We start from the raw sequence: 17,518 nt of genomic DNA, 5'->3' as shown, positions 1-17,518 counted from the left end.
CCTCAATAAAACGCATGCCATTGAGGAGCACACCATGTCAGTTAAAGCCATTGCCGTTAATCCTGCGAATCCCAGCACCTTCATTGAAATCACCCCGCCAATGCCGCAGCCCGGCGAGCGCGATCTGCTGGTAGAGGTGAAGGCCGTCTCCGTTAACCCGGTCGATACCAAGGTCCACGCGGGCATTGCTAAAAGCGGTCTGAGCGAGCCGCGCGTGCTCGGGTGGGATGCCAGCGGGATTGTGAAAGCCGTTGGGGCTGGCGTCACCGGATTCAAACCAGGGGATGAAGTGTGGTACGCGGGCGACATCACCCGTCCGGGCAGCAACACCACCCACCAGCTGATCGACGCGCGCATTGTCGGGCACAAGCCTGCCAGCCTCGGCTGGGCGGCGGCGGCGGCGCTGCCGTTGACCGCGCTCACCGCGTGGGAAGGTCTGTTTGAACGGCTGAACATCCAGGATGCCGGGGCGGAGAAGACGCTGCTGATTATCGGCGGCGCGGGCGGCGTGGGTTCGCTGGCGATCCCCTTTGCGAAGCACAACAGCAAGGTGAAGATCGTCGCGACGGCGTCCCGCGAAGATTCCGCGCAGTGGTGCCGCGATCGCGGGGCTGATGTGGTGGTAAATTACCGCGATCTGAAAGGCGAGCTGGCGAAACACGGGCTGACCTTTGTGGATTACATTTTCATCCTCAACGATACCGACGGCCACTGGGATGCGGTCAGCGAGCTGATTGCGCCGCAGGGGCATATCTGCTCCATCGTTGAGAATGAACGTCCGCTGAACCAGGACAAGCTGAAGTCTAAATCCGCCGCCCTGCACTGGGAATTTATGTACACCCGGAGCATGTACCAGACCGCCGACATGGCGCGTCAGGGCGAGATCCTCAATGAGGTGGCGAAGCTGGTGGATAACGGCGTGGTGGAAAGTTCGCTGAGTGAAACCCTGCACGGACTGAGCGTAGAAAGCATTACCGAGGCGCACCGTAAGGTGCTGGACGGGCATATGCGGGGGAAAGTGGTGGTTGCGTTCTGAGTGGCTTGTTCCCCTCACCCTAACCCTCTCCCCATAGGGGAGAGGGGATCGCACGGAGCCGTCTTTAACCCTGCTCCCCCATCATCTCCTTCACCAGCTCGACGCAGCGCAGGAAACGGGAGTCGTAGTCCGACTCTTCCACGTGCACAAACTCCACGTTGTTCTCATTGAGCATATCCACCAGCATGGTCTGGAATTCCCGCCTGTCCACGGAGCTGCCGAGGCTACGCATGCCGTCGGCCACCCACGGGGTGTTATTCTCCAGCAGGATCACCAGGTCAAAGCGGTATTCGTCAATCAGCGCCTGTACGAACGGGTGCTCGCGCCCCTCGTATTTTTTACAGAACGCCTGCGTGGTGACGAAATCGGTATCGATAAACGCCACTTTGTTGGCGTACTTCACGGCGAAATCAATGTACTGGGCGTGACCGAGGGCGATTTTGTCGTAGTCGGAATACTGCAGCGCCATCTCGTCGCCGCCGAGGTGCGAGAAGACGTAATCGCGGCCATACTCCCACGCGCTGGTGGTATTGAAGATATTCGCCAGCTTGTTGACCAGCGTGGATTTACCGCTCGACTCGCCGCCCAGGATCGCGACGGTGCGCACGAAGAACGGCTTTACCTCGGTCGGGATGTAATCCCAGTAGCGGAACGGGTTTTCACGGATCTGCGCTCCGCTGATGTTCATGAAGGTACGTTTCGGATCGATCAGCACCGTCTCAATGCCCAGATGCTCGCGGAACTGCGGCGCGTCGGACTCTTCAGAGGTGTAGATCCAGTTGGGCGCTATGCCCTTCTCTTCCATAAACGCTTTGATGCCGTTGCTCCACACGTCCCAGCCGTGCGGATACGGCTCCATGCCCTCTTCGTTAAAGGCATGAATGCGAATATTTTTCTGGTATTTAAAGGTCTGAAGCAGCCAGCGCAGGCGGTCCGGCACGGTCGGCTGCTGCGACATGGCGCTGTCTTCAAACAGCTGACGATCGCGGGTTTCGTCGTAGCCCATGATGATGTGCAGCTCGTCAACCTGGCTACAGGCGCGCTGAATCAGGTAGATGTGTCCGGTATGCAGCGGGTAAAACTTGCCGAACACCACGCCGATGTTCTTTTGCATACGCGGGAACTCCAGCCCCAGAAAGCGGTGCAGCGCTTCAAGCTTTTGCGCGCTGGGGCTTTTGATTTTGGCGTTCAGCAGCTGGCTCAGGTAGCCTTTGGTCATACCGCTGGCGTCCGCCACCTGCTGCAGCGTGCAGCCCTTCTGGCGGATTGCGGTCTTGATGTAGTCAAATGATGACATAAATTACGGTGCCTCCTGCAAAATCGAATACGTAATTATAAGTCGTCAAAGACATTTAACGCATCAGCGAGTTTCTTCACGCCGAAAACCTGCATCCCTTCCGGGATTTTTTTCGGCACGTTGGCCGCGGGCACGATCGCCCGACGGAAGCCGTGTTTTGCCGCCTCGGAGATACGCTCCTGCCCGCTCGGCACCGGACGGATCTCCCCGGCCAGCCCCACTTCGCCGAAGACGACCAGATCCTGCGGCAGCGGCCTGTCGCGCAGGCTGGAGACCATCGCCAGCAGCAGCGCCAGGTCTGCGCTGGTCTCGGTGACCTTGACGCCGCCGACCACGTTCACGAAGACGTCCTGATCCGCCATCTGCAGCCCGCCGTGGCGGTGCAGCACCGCCAGCAGGATTGCCAGCCGGTTCTGTTCCAGACCGACCGCCACGCGCCGCGGGTTGCCCATCATCGACACGTCCACCAGCGCCTGAATTTCGACAAGCAGGGGGCGCGTCCCTTCCCACAGCACCATCACCGAACTGCCGGAGGTGATCTCATCGCCACGGCTCAGGAAGATGGCCGACGGATTGCTGACTTCGCGTAGCCCCTGCTCGGTCATGGCGAAAACGCCCAGCTCATTCACCGCACCAAAACGGTTTTTATGGCTGCGCAGGGTGCGGAAGCGCGAGTCCGCGTCGCCGTCGAGCATCACGGAGCAGTCGATACAGTGTTCCAGCACCTTCGGCCCCGCCAGCGAGCCGTCTTTGGTGACGTGGCCGACCATCACAATCGCCACGCCGCGCGTTTTGGCAAAGCGCGTCAGGTAGGCCGCGGTTTCACGCACCTGCGCAACGCTGCCCGGCGAGGACTGGATGTCCGCCATGTGCATCACCTGGATGGAGTCGATCACCATCAGCTTCGGCTGCTCTTCTTCGGCAATCATGCAGATCTGCTCGATGCTGGTTTCGGAGAGCATGTTCAGGTTGCCGGTCGGCAGGCCCAGGCGGTGCGCGCGCATCGCCACCTGCTGGAGTGATTCTTCGCCCGTGACGTACAGGGTTTTCATCTGTTCAGCGAGCCTGCAGAGCGTTTGCAGCAGCAGGGTCGATTTACCCGCCCCCGGGTTACCGCCGATCAGGATCGCGCTGCCCGGCACCACGCCGCCGCCGAGCACGCGGTCAAACTCTTTGAACCCGGTGGAGAAGCGCGGCAGCTCTTCAAGGCTGATGTCTGAAAGCTTTTGCACCTTCGCCACGCCCGCGTTACCGGCATAGCCGCTCAGGCGTTCATTACGGGCCACGCTCGGCGAAGCCGCCACGCCACGCACTTCGGTGATGGTGTTCCAGGCATGACAGGCGCTGCATTGCCCCTGCCAGCGCGGATAGTCCGCACCACATTCATTACAGACAAATGCGCGTTTTGGAGCTTTCGCCACGGTTTACCTCGTTATTTCTGTGCGGCCTGCGTGCCGGGTGCCGCTTACGCTTACCCGGGCGACAAGGCAGACCGTTATTTCTGATTAAGGCTGCCGGAGAGAATGCAGAACACCCCCATCAGGTCAGCGTGACGGATAGTCACTTCCGTCTTTTCATTCACTTTTGGCTTAGCGTGGTAGGCAATGCCCAGCCCGGCTACTTTGATCATCGGCAGATCGTTCGCGCCGTCCCCGATGGCGACGGTCTGCACGACCGGGATTTCATATTTTTCTGCCAGACGGGTCAGCGTATTGGCTTTGTACTGGGCATCAACGATGTCGCCAATCACCTGTCCGGTCAGCTTGCCGTCCATGATCTCCAGCTCGTTGGCGACCACGGTAGTCAGATGCAGTTTCTCGCGCAGATAATCCGCGAAGAAGGTGAAGCCGCCGGAGGCGATCGCCACCTTCCAGCCGAGGGACTGCAGCTTTAGCACCAGCTGCGTCAGCCCTGGCATCAGCGGCAGCACGTCGCGCACCTGGCGCAGAATGTTGGCATCGGCCCCTTTCAGGGTCGCTACGCGCTGTCTCAGGCTGGCGGTGAAGTCCAGCTCGCCGCGCATCGCACGCTCGGTGACTTCCGCCACCAGCTCGCCGCTGCCCGCCAGTTTCGCAATCTCGTCAATACACTCGATCTGAATGGCGGTTGAGTCCATGTCCATCACCAGCAGGCCCGGCGTTTTCAGGTGCGGAATTTTCCCCAGCGGCGCAACGTCCAGCCCGGCGTCATGCGCCAGGCGCGTGGCGCGCTGCGTCAGGGAGCCCGCCAGGCGGATAACCTGATAGTCTTCCACGCACCAGGCGGCGACGATGACCATCGCCGCGCCCAGCTTGCTTTGATACTGGGTCAGGCGTTGCTTATCCAGGCCGCGTCCGTAGAGGAGCCAGCCGCTACGACCGGCGTGGTAATCCAGAGGCATCACCTCATCGCCACTTAACGAGAGCGGCAATCCTGGCCATAAAGAGACATCCGTTGGCAGGTCACACCAGGTAATGTTCGGCATTAAAGCTCCTGTAATTTCGTTCGCGCCGGAAGGTTGCAGAGGGAAAATAACGCATGAGGCTACCCTGTAACCATCACTTCTGGCAACATTAAGCCGTAAATTTTCAGCAGGTGGAATATGGCTCGCGCAAAACTGAAATTCCGGCTCCATCGCGCCGTGATTGTCCTTTCCTGTCTCGCACTATTAGTGGTGCTGATGCAAGGGGCATCGTGGTTTAGCCAGAATCACCAACGGCAACGCAACCCGCAGTTTGAAGAGCTGGCCCGCACGCTGGCACGCCAGGTGACGCTCAACGTCGCGCCGTCCATGCGTACCGAAACGCCGGACGATAAGCGTATAGGCCAGGTTTTACGCCTGCTTACGGAGAACAGCCGCATACTTGATGCCGGCGTCTATGATGAGCAAGGTAACCTGATTGCCCGCGCGGGGGAGCACGTCGACGTGCGCGACAGGCTGGCGCTGGACGGCAAAAAAGCCGGCGGCTATTTTAACCAGCAGATCGTCGAACCTATTCAGGGTAAAAATGGCCCGCTGGGCTATCTGCGCCTCACCCTCGATACCCACACCCTGCCAACCGAGGCCAAACAGGTTGATAATACCACCAACATTCTGCGCCTGATGCTGCTGCTTTCGCTCGCCATCGGCGTGGTGCTGGCGCGCACCCTGCTTCGCGGCAAGCGCTCGCGCTGGCAGCAATCCCCGTTCCTGCTGACCGCCAGCCGGTCGGTCCCGGAAGACGAAGAAAGCGAGAAGAAAGAATAGTGATAAAGTAGGCGAACGATTCGGAAAAGGAACTTTGCCATGACGACGTTACGCCTGCTTATCTCTGACTCTTACGATCCCTGGTTTAATCTCGCGGTAGAAGAGTGCATTTTCCGCCAGATGCCCGCCACCCAGCGCGTCCTCTTTCTCTGGCGTAACGCCGATACGGTGGTGATTGGCCGCGCGCAAAACCCGTGGAAAGAGTGCAATACGCGGCGCATGGAGGAGGACAACGTCCGCCTCGCGCGCCGGAGCAGCGGCGGCGGCGCGGTATTTCACGATCTGGGCAATACCTGCTTTACCTTTATGGCAGGCAAACCGGAATACGACAAAACCATCTCCACCTCAATTGTGCTCAACGCGCTGAATTCGCTCGGCGTGACGGCAGAAGCGTCCGGACGTAACGATCTGGTGGTGAAAACCCCCGAGGGCGACCGGAAGGTCTCCGGCTCCGCCTATCGCGAAACGATGGATCGCGGATTCCATCACGGTACCCTGCTGCTGAACGCCGATCTGAGCCGTCTGGCGAACTACCTGAATCCCGATAAGAAAAAGCTCCAGGCTAAGGGCATTACCTCCGTACGCGGACGCGTGGCAAATCTGGTGGAGCTGCTGCCGGGGATTACTCACGAGCAGATCTGCGATGCCATCCGTGATGCTTTCTTTGCACATTACGGCGAGCGCGTGGAAGCAGAAGTCATCTCCCCTGACCAAACCCCGGACCTGCCCAACTTTGCGGAAACCTTCGCCCGCCAGAGCAGCTGGGAGTGGAACTTCGGTCAGGCTCCGGCGTTTTCTCATCTGCTGGACGAGCGTTTTACCTGGGGCGGCGTGGAGCTGCACTTTGACGTGGAGAAAGGGCATATCACCCGCACGCAAATTTTTACGGATAGTCTCAACCCGGCACCGCTGGAAGCGTTGGCGTCACGCCTGCAGGGCTGCGTCTATCGCTCCGATATTTTGCAACAGGCGTGTGAGACGTTGCTGGACCGTTTCCCTGAACAAGCGCGGGAATTGCGTGAATTATCGGCGTGGATCGCCCGATCGACAAAATAATCATCGCCCCAGATTAATAAGGGGAAATAGTTTATTCGGCTCTCAGTCTGCTGAAATGTGTAAATACACCAATGAATGTATTTACACATTTTAATAAAACTCAATTCAGAGATTAGAAATACTCATTACAGTAATAACGATAACCATTAATAGAATCCCTGCACTTGCATTTCAGCAAGTTAATGACTTCACAATATTTTATTCATTTCATTTATTAATGGTTAAGGAATAACAATGAAAAAGCTTCTTCTCGCAACGCTGATTGCGATGACCTCTTCGGCTGCCTTCGCAGACGGCAGCATCGTAATGAAAGTTCAGGGCAAGATGAACCATGCATCCTGCACGCCGGAATTAAGCAACGGCGGATCGATTGATTTTGGCACTATCGCGCTGGATCAGCTTTCGCCAACCCAGACCAACCAGATGGGCCATAAGGAAATGTCCCTGACCATCAACTGCCCGTCAGCGACCAAAGTGGCCTGGAGTATTGCCGATAACAAAGAAGATTCCAATGCGGCGAACAACCTGAGCTCCAGCGAGTTTTACATTCGCGACGCGACTGATACCGGTGGGGATGTTTACGGTGCAGGTACCACCTACGGCGTAGGCACCACCGCGGCTGGCGATAAAATTGGCGCCTATGCGATCAGCACCCGCGTCAATGAAATCACCGCTAACGGCATTCCTGCTCAGGCTATTTTTGCGCCAAACTTCGTCAACAGCAAAGGCGAATATCTGTGGCGTAACCTGGGCACCGGCGTGATTGCCAACGGTAACGCCGAGATCATGACCGCGACCAGACCGGGTTATACCGCACCGCTGGCCATCACCAACGTTGTTTTCCCGTTCAAAGTTTCTCTGGCAATTGTTAACACCAACCGTCTGTCCACCACAGACGAAGCACAGCTGAGCGGCGAAACCACCATCACTCTGGTTTATCTGTAATAGATATAAATGTATTACTCAACGGCGGATTTATCCGCCGTTTTTCCCTGAAACATACGTTCAGAAATGTGTAATCGACATTATTAAATCTCAATATTGTCGTAAGAAAAACTAACTACTTAATGCGTTGATTCGTTAATAGAATCGGCCCCGAGTCCTACGCCAAAAATTATCTATTGGCAAGATTCATTTAAACCGAAAATATCTGAATTATCTCTTTCTATGGTTAAGGAATAACAATGAAAAAGTGCCTTCTCGCCTCCGTTCTGATGATGGCGGCGACCGCAGTTTATGCAGAACCGACGGCAATGTTAAAAGTCCACGGTACGCTGACCAGCGCGGGCTGCGTTCCTGAAATTAGCAATGGCGGCGTGGCCGATTTTGGCGAAGTGGGTCTGGACTCACTCTCCTCCGCCGTGGCCTATCAGGCCGGGCATAAAGATGTCACTCTGACCATCAAATGCCAGTCCGCAACGCGTGTTGGCTGGACAATTACCGATGACCGCAGAGACTCCAACGCGGGTGCGCATAAATCATCAAGCGAGTTTCACGTGGATAACGGAACCGCAAGCGGCTCGGCGGCATACGGCGATTACCAGCTCAACGGTGTAGGTAAAACCAGCGCTGGCGAAAACATCGGCGCCTACTCGGTTGCAACTTATATGAACGCGGTCACCGCGGATGGCGCAACCGTTCAGCCTATCGCTGCAACCATGTATACCGGGGGCACCATCAGCAGCAGAAGTTGGATCAACCTCTGGGCTACCGGCATCCTCACTAACGACGGTACAGACGTGCTGACCGTTGCCAAAACCGGCGAACGCGCTCCACTGGCCTTCACGACTGCGGCCTTCCCTCTGAAAATCGCGCTGGCAATTGCGCCAAGCAAAAACCTGACCCTGACTGACAGAACCGACCTGGACGGTCAGTCCACAATCACGCTGGTTTATCTGTAACCCGCATTCGCGACGCCAAACTCCCCATGCAGGTGGGGAGTTTTTAACCCACTGTTAAATATAAATATTCATGGAAAGAATTGTGAAAGCTTCTGCTTTGGTCTCCGCTCTTTTTCTTACCCTTCCAGCGACAGTCCATGCCGCAGGGATGGTGCCAGAAACCACGCTGCTGATGATTGATGAAGCCAACCGCGGCGGTGTCATGAGCGTGAAAAACACCGACTCCATTCCCACCCTGCTTTATACCTCCATTAACGACATCGAAGGGGAAAACGGGGTCAAGCTTAACGTCACTCAACCGGTGGTACGCCTTGAGCCGGGGCAGGAGCAGCAGGTACGTTTTATTCTTGAAACAAAAGAACCGCTGACCGTGGAGCATTACAAACGCGTAATCTTTGAGGGTATTCCGCCTAAAACCAAAGATAAGAACGTCAAAGTCGGTATCAACCTGCGTCAGGATTTACCGGTATTGATCCACCCTAAAAATCTGCCTGTTGTCACGGATGCATGGAAATTACTGACCTGGTCAGTACAGGGGAAAGAGGTCCAGGTCCGCAATACCTCGGCTTATGTCGTCCGTTTTTCCACGTCGGTGACGCTGCTGCCTTCTCGCACCGAAGGTCTGGTTAATAAAACCTTTATCCTTCCGGGTGAAACCATGAAGGTGCAGACACGTTCACCGATCGGTAGCACCGACAATGCCGTTGAGTTCAGTCCTGCCAGCCGCTACGGGATTGAAGTAGACAAATACACCGCCGCGCTTACTCGCTGATATCACAGGAATACTTTCGGTGATAGAGCTCTCTTTGCGTAACTGGATACGTCGAACGGCAGTGATGGTCGCCTGTCTGCCTTCGTCGGCGCTGCATGCATCCGATCTGGATTTCGATACCGATATCCTGGCCTCGCGGGGTATCAGTACGAACCTCGCCCATTACTTCTCAGATGCACAACGCTATCTGCCCGGCCAGCATGCCGTGCAGGTCAAAATTAACGGCGTTGAAAAGGGAAGCCTGGCCATTCGGGTCGGAGAGGAGGGCCAGCTTTGCATTGATGATGACTTCATCCGCGCGGCGGGTCTTCTACCGCTAAATATCAGCGAAAAAGAGCAATGTCATAACCTGCTAAAAGATTACCCGTCGGCGACGGTAACCCTTTTACCGAACACCGAATCGCTGGAGATTTTCGTTCCCGCAGAGGCGATGGACAACGGATTTTATGCCGCGAAATATTACGCCCACGGCGGTGCTGCAGGCTTAATCAACTATAGCGCCTTCAGCAATTACAACGAGTACGGCGCGGGCGGGAGCAGTCGTTATACCCAGGGAAATTTAGGGGCAGGCATTAACCTTGCGAACTGGACGCTGCGCAGCAATTACATTTTGACGGATGACAATGGGACTCGCAGTACGGAGAACCTTTACACCTACGCTGAACATGTTTTCGAAGAGCAAAAAATGCGGGCGCAGGTTGGGCAGATCAACGTCAACTCGGCCTTGTTTAGCGGCGCGCAAATTACCGGTCTTCAGCTGATGCCTGAAATCGGCCTTCAGCCCAATATTCAGGCCACTGAGGTGTCGGGGATTGCCCGCACCAATCAGGCTCGCGTTGAGGTTCGCCAGTCGGGACAGATGATCTACTCCTCCCTGGTCAACGCGGGCCCTTTCACCCTGACGGACGTGCCCGTCGTGCGCGGAAATGTCGATCTTGATATCAGCGTGGTCGAAACCGACGGTTCAACTACGCGTTTCACCGTCCCCTCTTCCGCCCTCATCGTACAGGGGAGCAACCGTGCAGAAGGGTTAAACCTCGCTCTCGGACAGGTTCGCGACAGCGGGGATGTATCAAGCTCTCCGTGGGTATTTACGCTCTCTGACGGAACCCTGCTTAACACGCACACCTCTGCCGTAGCCGCCGGCGTTCTGGCAGAAAAATATCAGGCTACCGGTGCCAAACTCGACGTTTCCATCAACGAAAACTGGACGATCTCGCCGAGCTTTTTACTGAGCCAGTCCCGCTTTTACGATCCACTGAAGGGCAGCAAGGCTGAACTCAGCAGCAATATCTTGCTGCCCGCCCAGCTTACGCTGGGGGCAAGCGCGTCCCAGTTTAGCGGCGGCTTCCGCGAGCTCACGGAAGCCATGGATAAAGAAGCGCAAACCTATGAAAATAACTGGAACGCCAGCCTCACCTGGAACAATGAGTACATTGGCGCGATCTCGATGCAATACAGCGTGAATTCCGGTGATGAAAGCAGCGGTGATTCACGCTATCTGATGGCCTCATGGAGTAAAAGCCTCGGGCGTACCTCGCTGTCCGCTAACTGGCAGCATGCCATGAGCAATAGCGATACCCAAAACCAGAGCAGCACCAGCCGCAATGACGATCTCTTTTATGTCAGCCTGATCGTTCCTTTTGGCGAGGATCGCGTCAGTACCTACATGCGCGCTCAGGGACAAAAGCAAAACTATGGCATTCAGGACAGCGGCTCTGTTGGGCAAAACCTTAGCTACAACGTCTCTGCCGATCGCGATAATCAGGACAAGAGTAACGCCTTCAATGGCAATATCACCACCAATCTGCACTACACGCAGCTCGGTTTATCGGCCGGACTGAATGACGGTAACCAGCATAACTACAGCGCATCCTTAAACGGGGGGGTGGCGCTGCATCGTCACGGCATCACGTTTTCGCCCTACCCGGTAAAAGAGACCTTCGGCATTGCCAGGTTAAGCGAACCGGAAAGCGGTATTGAAATCACGACCCCCGATGGAACCGTCTGGACAGATCGCTGGGGCCAGGCCGTGGTCTCCGGACTGCGGGAGTGGCAAAAATCGCAAATTGTGATCAATGCCAGCTCGCTTCCTCAAGGGATGGATTTATCGAACGGTATTCAAACCGTGTCCGCCGCATACGGCTCTTTTGCACTGATCGATTTCAACGTGCTGAATACGCGTCGCGTCATGCTGGACGTCAAACGCGCCAACGGGTCCTGGCTGGAAAAAGGACTGAGCGTGGTGGATCGGGACGGTAATTATATTGTCAGCGTGATGGATAACGGCAGCGTATTTATTCCCGATGCGTCAAATTCGCCTGCGCTTTATGTGGTGGATGACAATTTAACCCGACTCTGTCAGATCGCTTACACCCTGAAAGAGGAAAAAGACAAAGACGCGTATTACGAAAAAGCAGAAGGAGTTTGCCAGTGAAAATAGTTAATTCAGTGCTTATCGGTGTGGCATTACTTTTCTCCTCATATGTCGTGGCCGAAGAGTGTCAGATTGCGCTGTCGCAGCCGAACGTCTCGTTTGGCCGATTCAAACAGGATGACATTGTCGCCTCGCGCAAAAACTGGAATCGCATGCCAGCCAAAGAGGTCGCGGTCACCGTTTTTTGCCCGCAGCCAAAGGTGATGGCGCTTTTTCTGCAATCCGCGTCTGGCAGCAACGGGGGCATTCTGTTTGGTCAGAAGAGCCGACTGGTGCTGGCTGCGAGTAACGTTACGGTAGATGGTCACCCCTACAACCTGGCGAGAACGACCGACCGGGTCGCGTTCAGCGCGTCGGAAACCCCAAAGGAAAAAGCTGTTCTCAGGAATAACGAGGGGATCCTTGCGTATCAAAATGGCCTGCCGGTGCGCGGTAAACAAATGAGCGTGACGATAAAAATTATGCCTGTCATTAATGACGATCAGCTGCGCGGTATTTCCGATAATACCGATCTGGAAAGCGCGCTCGCCTGGGAGCTATTAACGACAGAGTAAAGCATTCACAGCCGGATATATTATTCGGGTGAATAGAGAGAAAAATAAACGTAAAACGCGTGGATTCGTCCATTTATTTTAACGATCATTATATCTATGTTAAGGAATAACCATGAAAAAGAGTCTCCTTGCCGCTGCGCTGGCGCTGGCAACGACCTGTGCTCATGCGGGAGATACGGCAGTGCTGAAAGTGAAAGCCTCACTGACCAGCAACTCCTGTACGCCGGAACTCAGCAACAACGGCGTGATTGACTTCGGTACCGTTCAGGTTGGCGATCTCTCGCAAACCCAGACCACGCAGCTGGGCGAAAAGAGTCTTACGCTGACCATCACCTGCCCAACCCCAACCAAGGTGGGCTGGAGTATTGCCGATAACCGCGCGGACTCCAATGCCAGCACCGGCACCAACTCAAACCTGAAGGTCATGAACGCCACCTCAAACGGCGGCGAACTGCGCGGCAGCATGACCACCTTTGGCCTGGGCAAAACGCACGATGGCAAGAATATTGGGGCCTATTCCATCTATACCAGCACGGGTGAAGTGACGGCGAACGGCGCAACGGTTGAACCAATTCGTACGGCGGTTACGGCAGGCGCGGGCATGAGCCGCTGGCAGAAAGCCAATGGCGGCACTATCGCCAATAAAGACCTGGGCCTGATGAGCGTCTCCTCTGCGGGCAAGACCGATCCTATAGCAGTGACCAGCGTCTCTTTCCCGCTGAACATCTCGCTGGCAGTGGAAAACCTGAAGAAACTGTCTCTGAAGGAAGATACCGAGTTTGACGGTCAGGCCACCATCAGCGTGGTGTACCTGTAAGTCACAGAAACCGGGCGGCGAATGCCGCCCGGCAGCACAGCATTACGCTTTATCGCCCAGCAGAACGGATTCCAGCGCGATTTTGATCATGTCGTTGAACGTGGTCTGACGTTCAGCCGCGGTGGTCTGCTCGTGGGTACGGATGTGGTCAGAGACGGTGCAGATGGTCAGCGCCTTCGCACCAAACTCAGCCGCCACGCCGTAGATACCCGCCGCTTCCATTTCCACGCCCAGGATGCCGTATTTTTCCATCACGTCGAACATCTCGCCGCCGTCCGGTGCATAGAATAGGTCAGCAGAGAAGATGTTGCCCACGCGCGCTTCAACGCCCAGCGCTTTTGCTGCGTCAACCGCGTCACGCACCATGCCGAAGTCAGCAATCGCCGCGAAGTCATGGTCTTTAAAACGCATGCGGTTAACTTTGGAGTCGGTGCAGGCACCCATACCGATAACGATGTCGCGCAGCTTAACGTCCATACGCACCGCGCCGCAGGAGCCCACGCGGATGATTTTCTTCACGCCGAAATCGGTGATCAGCTCTTTGGTGTAGATAGAGCAGGATGGGATACCCATACCGTGGCCCATCACGGAGATTTTGCGGCCTTTATAGGTACCGGTGAAGCCCAGCATGCCGCGCACGTTGTTCACTTCACGCACGTCTTCGAGGAAGGTTTCTGCAATGTGCTTCGCGCGCAGCGGGTCGCCCGGCATCAATACGACGTCAGCGAAATCACCCATTTCTGCATTAATGTGAGGAGTTGCCATCTTCAGTTCCTTTTCATTTGAATTTTTTTGCCCGGTGGCGCTTCGCTTACCGGGCCTACATTCTGTGCTCCCTCTCCCTGTGGGAGAGGGCCGGGGTGAGGGCGTCAGACCGCACCCAACATGATTTAGAACATGGCCTTGCCATATTCCATGTCTGACGTACCAAAGTATTTCGCGATAGTCTGCCCGATGTCCGCGAAGGTTTCACGGTGTCCCAGTGAACCTGGTTTGACTTTCGGGCCGTACACCAGCACCGGAATGTGCTCACGGGTGTGGTCGGTACCGGTCCAGGTTGGGTCACAGCCGTGGTCCGCGGTCAGGATCAGAATATCATCTTCACCCACCAGCTCCATCAGCTCCGGCAGACGGCGGTCGAACAGCTCCAGACCCGCAGCATAGCCCGCCACGTCGCGACGGTGGCCCCAGGAGGAGTCGAAGTCCACGAAGTTGGTGAAGACGATAGTCTTGTCGCCCGCTTCTTTCATCTCTTTGATGGTGGCATCGAACAGCGCATCCAGACCGGTGGCTTTCACTTTTTTGGTGATGCCGCAGTTGGCGTAGATGTCCGCGATTTTACCCACGGACACCACGTGACCGTCTTTCTCGTCGACCAGCTTCTGCAGCACGGTCGGTGCCGGTGGCTCAACGGCCAGGTCGTGACGGTTACCGGTACGCTGGAAGTTACCCGCTTTGTCGCCGATAAACGGACGCGCGATCACGCGGCCAATGTTATAGCCGCCTTCGGTCAGCTCTTCACGGGCGATTTCGCACAGCTCGTAGAGTTTATCCAGGCCAAACGTCTCTTCGTGGCAGGCAATCTGGAACACGGAGTCGGCGGAGGTGTAGAAAATCGGCTTGCCGGTTTTCATATGCTCTTCGCCGAGCTGGTCCAGAATCACGGTACCGGAAGAGTGGCAGTTACCGAGGTAGCCCGGCAGGTTGGCACGCTTGACCAGCTTATCGAGCAGCTCCTGCGGGAAGCTGTTTTCATGATCGGAGAAATAACCCCAGTCGAACAGGACCGGTACGCCGGCGATTTCCCAGTGTCCGGACGGGGTGTCTTTACCGGAAGAAAGCTCGTGAGCCCAGCCGTAGGCGCCCACCACTTCCGCGTTGCCGTCCATACCGGCTGCGATTTTACCGGTAGAACCTTCATGCGCTTTCACCAGCCCGAGGCGGGTCAGGTTAGGTAGAGTCAGAGGGCCTTTACGACCGTTGTCCGCTTCGCCTTTCGCACAGGCTTCCGCGATGTGACCCATGGTATCGGAACCCACGTCACCAAAACGTTCTGCATCTTCGGTTGCGCCGATGCCGAATGAGTCCAGCACCATAATAAATGCACGTTTCATAATTGTTCTCCGTACGTAGTGCTTCAAAAATTATCGATCAGATCAGTATACCGCTATTCGGTGATACGGCGATAGACAGTCGGTGTGGTTTCCGGTGCTTTATCGTCAAGCGTGATGGCCGCTTTCACCGCTTTTGCCGCTTCCTGCCAGCTGGCTTCGTCTTTCGCGTGGATCACTGCCAGCGGACGTTGACCGTCAACGCTGTCGCCCAGACGGGCCATATCGGTAAAGCCGACGCTGTAATCAATGGTGTCTGACGCCTGACGACGGCCGCCGCCCATCGAAACCACCGCCATACCCAGCGCACGGGTGTCCATCGCCGAGACAAACCCTTCTCTATCGGCATACACCGCTTTGCTGAGCGTCGCGGTGGGCAGGTATTTCGCGTAGTTTTCGACGAAGTCGGTCGGGCCTTTTTGCGCCGCGACCATACGGCCAAAGATCTCCGCCGCTTTACCGTTGTCCAGCACCGCCTGCAGCTTCGCGCGCGCGTCGGCGTCGTCTTTGGCCAGCTTGCCGGAGATTAACATCTCAACGCACAGCGCCATGGTCACGTCAAACAGACGCGGGTTACGGTATTCGCCGGTGAGGAACTGCACCGCTTCACGCACTTCGACCGCGTTACCGGCGCTGGAGGCCAGCACCTGGTTCATATCGGTGAGCAGCGCGGTGGTGCGCACGCCCGCGCCGTTGGAGACGCCAACGATCGCTTCGGCCAGTGCCTCAGAGAGTTCATAGGTTGGCATAAACGCGCCGCTGCCCACCTTCACGTCCATCACCAGCGCGTCCAGCCCTTCTGCCAGCTTCTTCGCCAGGATAGAAGCGGTGATCAGCGGGATAGAGTCAACGGTGGCGGTGATGTCGCGGGTCGCGTAGAAACGCTTGTCTGCCGGAGCAAGAGAGCTGGTCTGGCCGATAATCGCCACACCAACGTCTTTAATAATGTCGCGGAAGCGGTTGTCATCCGGGAAGATATCGAAGCCCGGAATGGCTTCCAGTTTGTCGAGCGTGCCGCCGGTGTGGCCCAGGCCGCGCCCGGAGATCATCGGGATGTAACCGCCGCAGGCGGCCACCATTGGGCCAAGCATCAGGGAGGTCACATCGCCCACGCCGCCGGTGGAGTGCTTATCGACAATCGGGCCGTTAAGGTTGAGGCTTTTCCAGTCCAGAACGGTTCCTGAATCTCGCATCGCCATGGTCAGCGACACGCGCTCGGGCATCGACATATCGTGGAAGAAAATGGTCATCGCCAGAGCCGCAATCTGCCCTTCAGAGACGGTGTTATCACGAATGCCGTTGATGAAGAAGCGGATCTCTTCGTCGCTTAATGCATGACCATCACGTTTTTTACGAATAATTTCTTGTGCGAGAAACACGGTAACCCCCATGAGGAATCGGGTGAATGGCGGCGGGTACGGTTTACCCGACCACGATCCGGTAGGCCGGGTAAGCGTAGCGCCACCCGGCAATTCAAACTTAGTAGCTGCTTGCGCTCTTACCGTCGCCGTGGCCCAGCGCTTTCAGCAGGCTGGCCAGCAGGCTGGACGCACCGAAGCGGTAGTGGCGGGAGTCCGCCCACTCTGCGCCGAACAGCTCGTCGGCAATCGCCAGGAACTGCTGCGCGTCTTCGGCAGTACGCACGCCGCCCGCAGGTTTGAAACCAACGGTTTTGGACACGCCCATGTCGCGGATCACTTCCATCATGATGCGCGCGCTTTCCGGGGTCGCGTTCACCGGCACCTTACCGGTTGAGGTTTTAATGAAGTCCGCACCGGCTTTGATGGAGATTTCAGAGGCTTTACGAATCAGCGCTTCTTCTTTCAGCTCGCCGGTTTCGATAATCACTTTCAGCAGCACGTTTGCCGCCGCGCACGCGTCTTTACAGGCCTTCACCAGGTCGAAGCCAACCTGCTCGTTGCCGGCGATCAGCGCGCGGTACGGGAATACCACGTCAACTTCGTCCGCGCCGTACGCAATGGCCGCGCGGGTTTCTGCCAACGCAATCTCGATATCGTCGTTGCCGTGCGGGAAGTTAGTTACGGTTGCAATGCGCACGTCCGGCGTGCCCTGCTCGTTCAGCGTTTTACGGGCAATCGGGATAAAGCGCGGGTAGATACAGACGGCTGCGGTGTTACCCACTGGCGTTTTCGCCTGATGGCACAGGGCGATGACTTTCTCATTGGTGTCGTCATCATTCAGGGTGGTCAGGTCCATCAGCTTCAACGCGCGCAGGCTGCTTGCAGTTAAATCGGTCATAACATTCTCCAACGGCAGTGCCGTATCAATTTTACCTTGCGGGTCTGTGAGT

16 protein-coding genes are annotated in these 17,518 nt (G+C 56.4%); 9 read left to right on the top strand and 7 right to left on the bottom strand.

From position 1 onward, the window contains the following. Positions 1-34 precede the first annotated feature (34 nt). The gene (locus FY206_RS03855; protein ID WP_032643998.1) at positions 35-1,036 is read left to right on the top strand and encodes a zinc-binding alcohol dehydrogenase family protein; all 1,002 of its coding nucleotides are present in this window, start codon (positions 35-37) and stop codon (positions 1,034-1,036) included. A 64-nt stretch (positions 1,037-1,100) separates the two neighbouring features. Here the strand turns inward: FY206_RS03855 and nadR are convergent, their stop codons facing one another. The 3 genes from nadR to serB all read right to left on the bottom strand — a co-directional run bounded on the left by nadR (position 1,101) and on the right by serB (position 4,797). After that, a complete protein-coding gene (nadR, locus tag FY206_RS03850; RefSeq protein ID WP_032643997.1) occupies positions 1,101-2,333 on the bottom strand; it encodes a multifunctional transcriptional regulator/nicotinamide-nucleotide adenylyltransferase/ribosylnicotinamide kinase NadR in 1,233 nt (410 codons plus the stop codon). Positions 2,334-2,368: 35 nt separating this feature from the next. Further along, complete coding sequence (radA, locus tag FY206_RS03845) at positions 2,369-3,754, bottom strand: DNA repair protein RadA (RefSeq protein WP_023310326.1); 1,386 nt, start codon at positions 3,752-3,754, stop codon at positions 2,369-2,371. Between the two features lie 74 nt (positions 3,755-3,828). Further along, a complete protein-coding gene (gene serB, locus FY206_RS03840; protein WP_032643996.1) occupies positions 3,829-4,797 on the bottom strand; it encodes a phosphoserine phosphatase in 969 nt (322 codons plus the stop codon). Positions 4,798-4,914: 117 nt separating this feature from the next. On the opposite strand from serB, the gene FY206_RS03835 reads away from it, so the two are divergent. The 8 genes from FY206_RS03835 to FY206_RS03800 all read left to right on the top strand — a co-directional run bounded on the left by FY206_RS03835 (position 4,915) and on the right by FY206_RS03800 (position 13,096). Continuing rightward, complete coding sequence (locus FY206_RS03835) at positions 4,915-5,559, top strand: YtjB family periplasmic protein (protein ID WP_032643995.1); 645 nt, start codon at positions 4,915-4,917, stop codon at positions 5,557-5,559. Between the two features lie 39 nt (positions 5,560-5,598). Continuing rightward, entirely contained in the window at positions 5,599-6,615 is a 1,017-nt protein-coding gene (gene lplA / locus FY206_RS03830) for a lipoate--protein ligase (protein WP_032643994.1), read from the top strand. A gap of 234 nt (positions 6,616-6,849) precedes the next feature. Next, the gene (locus FY206_RS03825) at positions 6,850-7,560 is read left to right on the top strand and encodes a DUF1120 domain-containing protein (protein ID WP_032643993.1); all 711 of its coding nucleotides are present in this window, start codon (positions 6,850-6,852) and stop codon (positions 7,558-7,560) included. Between the two features lie 239 nt (positions 7,561-7,799). After that, the gene (locus tag FY206_RS03820) at positions 7,800-8,516 is read left to right on the top strand and encodes a DUF1120 domain-containing protein (RefSeq protein WP_032643992.1); all 717 of its coding nucleotides are present in this window, start codon (positions 7,800-7,802) and stop codon (positions 8,514-8,516) included. A 70-nt stretch (positions 8,517-8,586) separates the two neighbouring features. Beyond that, positions 8,587-9,288, top strand: a complete 702-nt coding sequence (locus FY206_RS03815) for a fimbria/pilus chaperone family protein (protein ID WP_032643991.1) — start codon at positions 8,587-8,589, stop codon at positions 9,286-9,288. A 19-nt stretch (positions 9,289-9,307) separates the two neighbouring features. After that, entirely contained in the window at positions 9,308-11,725 is a 2,418-nt protein-coding gene (locus FY206_RS03810) for a fimbrial biogenesis usher protein (RefSeq protein ID WP_032643990.1), read from the top strand. After that, the gene (locus FY206_RS03805; RefSeq protein WP_050488836.1) at positions 11,722-12,279 is read left to right on the top strand and encodes a DUF1120 domain-containing protein; all 558 of its coding nucleotides are present in this window, start codon (positions 11,722-11,724) and stop codon (positions 12,277-12,279) included. The genes FY206_RS03810 and FY206_RS03805 overlap by 4 nt, the downstream gene beginning before the upstream one ends. A gap of 112 nt (positions 12,280-12,391) precedes the next feature. Beyond that, positions 12,392-13,096, top strand: coding sequence for a DUF1120 domain-containing protein (locus tag FY206_RS03800; protein ID WP_032643988.1), 705 nt, complete (start codon positions 12,392-12,394; stop codon positions 13,094-13,096). A gap of 42 nt (positions 13,097-13,138) precedes the next feature. On the opposite strand, the gene deoD is transcribed toward FY206_RS03800, so the two are convergent. The 4 genes from deoD to deoC form a co-directional block, all read right to left on the bottom strand. Next, entirely contained in the window at positions 13,139-13,861 is a 723-nt protein-coding gene (gene deoD / locus FY206_RS03795) for a purine-nucleoside phosphorylase (RefSeq protein WP_032643987.1), read from the bottom strand. Positions 13,862-13,986: 125 nt separating this feature from the next. Beyond that, entirely contained in the window at positions 13,987-15,210 is a 1,224-nt protein-coding gene (gene deoB / locus FY206_RS03790) for a phosphopentomutase (protein WP_024908262.1), read from the bottom strand. A 53-nt stretch (positions 15,211-15,263) separates the two neighbouring features. Further along, entirely contained in the window at positions 15,264-16,586 is a 1,323-nt protein-coding gene (gene deoA / locus FY206_RS03785) for a thymidine phosphorylase (protein WP_032644169.1), read from the bottom strand. Positions 16,587-16,686: 100 nt separating this feature from the next. After that, on the bottom strand, positions 16,687-17,466 hold the full coding sequence (gene deoC, locus FY206_RS03780; RefSeq protein WP_032643986.1) for a deoxyribose-phosphate aldolase: 780 nt from the start codon (positions 17,464-17,466) through the stop codon (positions 16,687-16,689). Between the last annotated feature and the right edge of the window lie 52 nt (positions 17,467-17,518).

Source organism: Enterobacter chengduensis (genome assembly GCF_001984825.2).
In the GTDB taxonomy this organism is placed as follows: domain Bacteria; phylum Pseudomonadota; class Gammaproteobacteria; order Enterobacterales; family Enterobacteriaceae; genus Enterobacter; species Enterobacter chengduensis.
The sequence above is the reverse complement of the archived record's forward strand: the minus strand, read 5'-3'. Positions and strand labels throughout refer to the sequence as shown.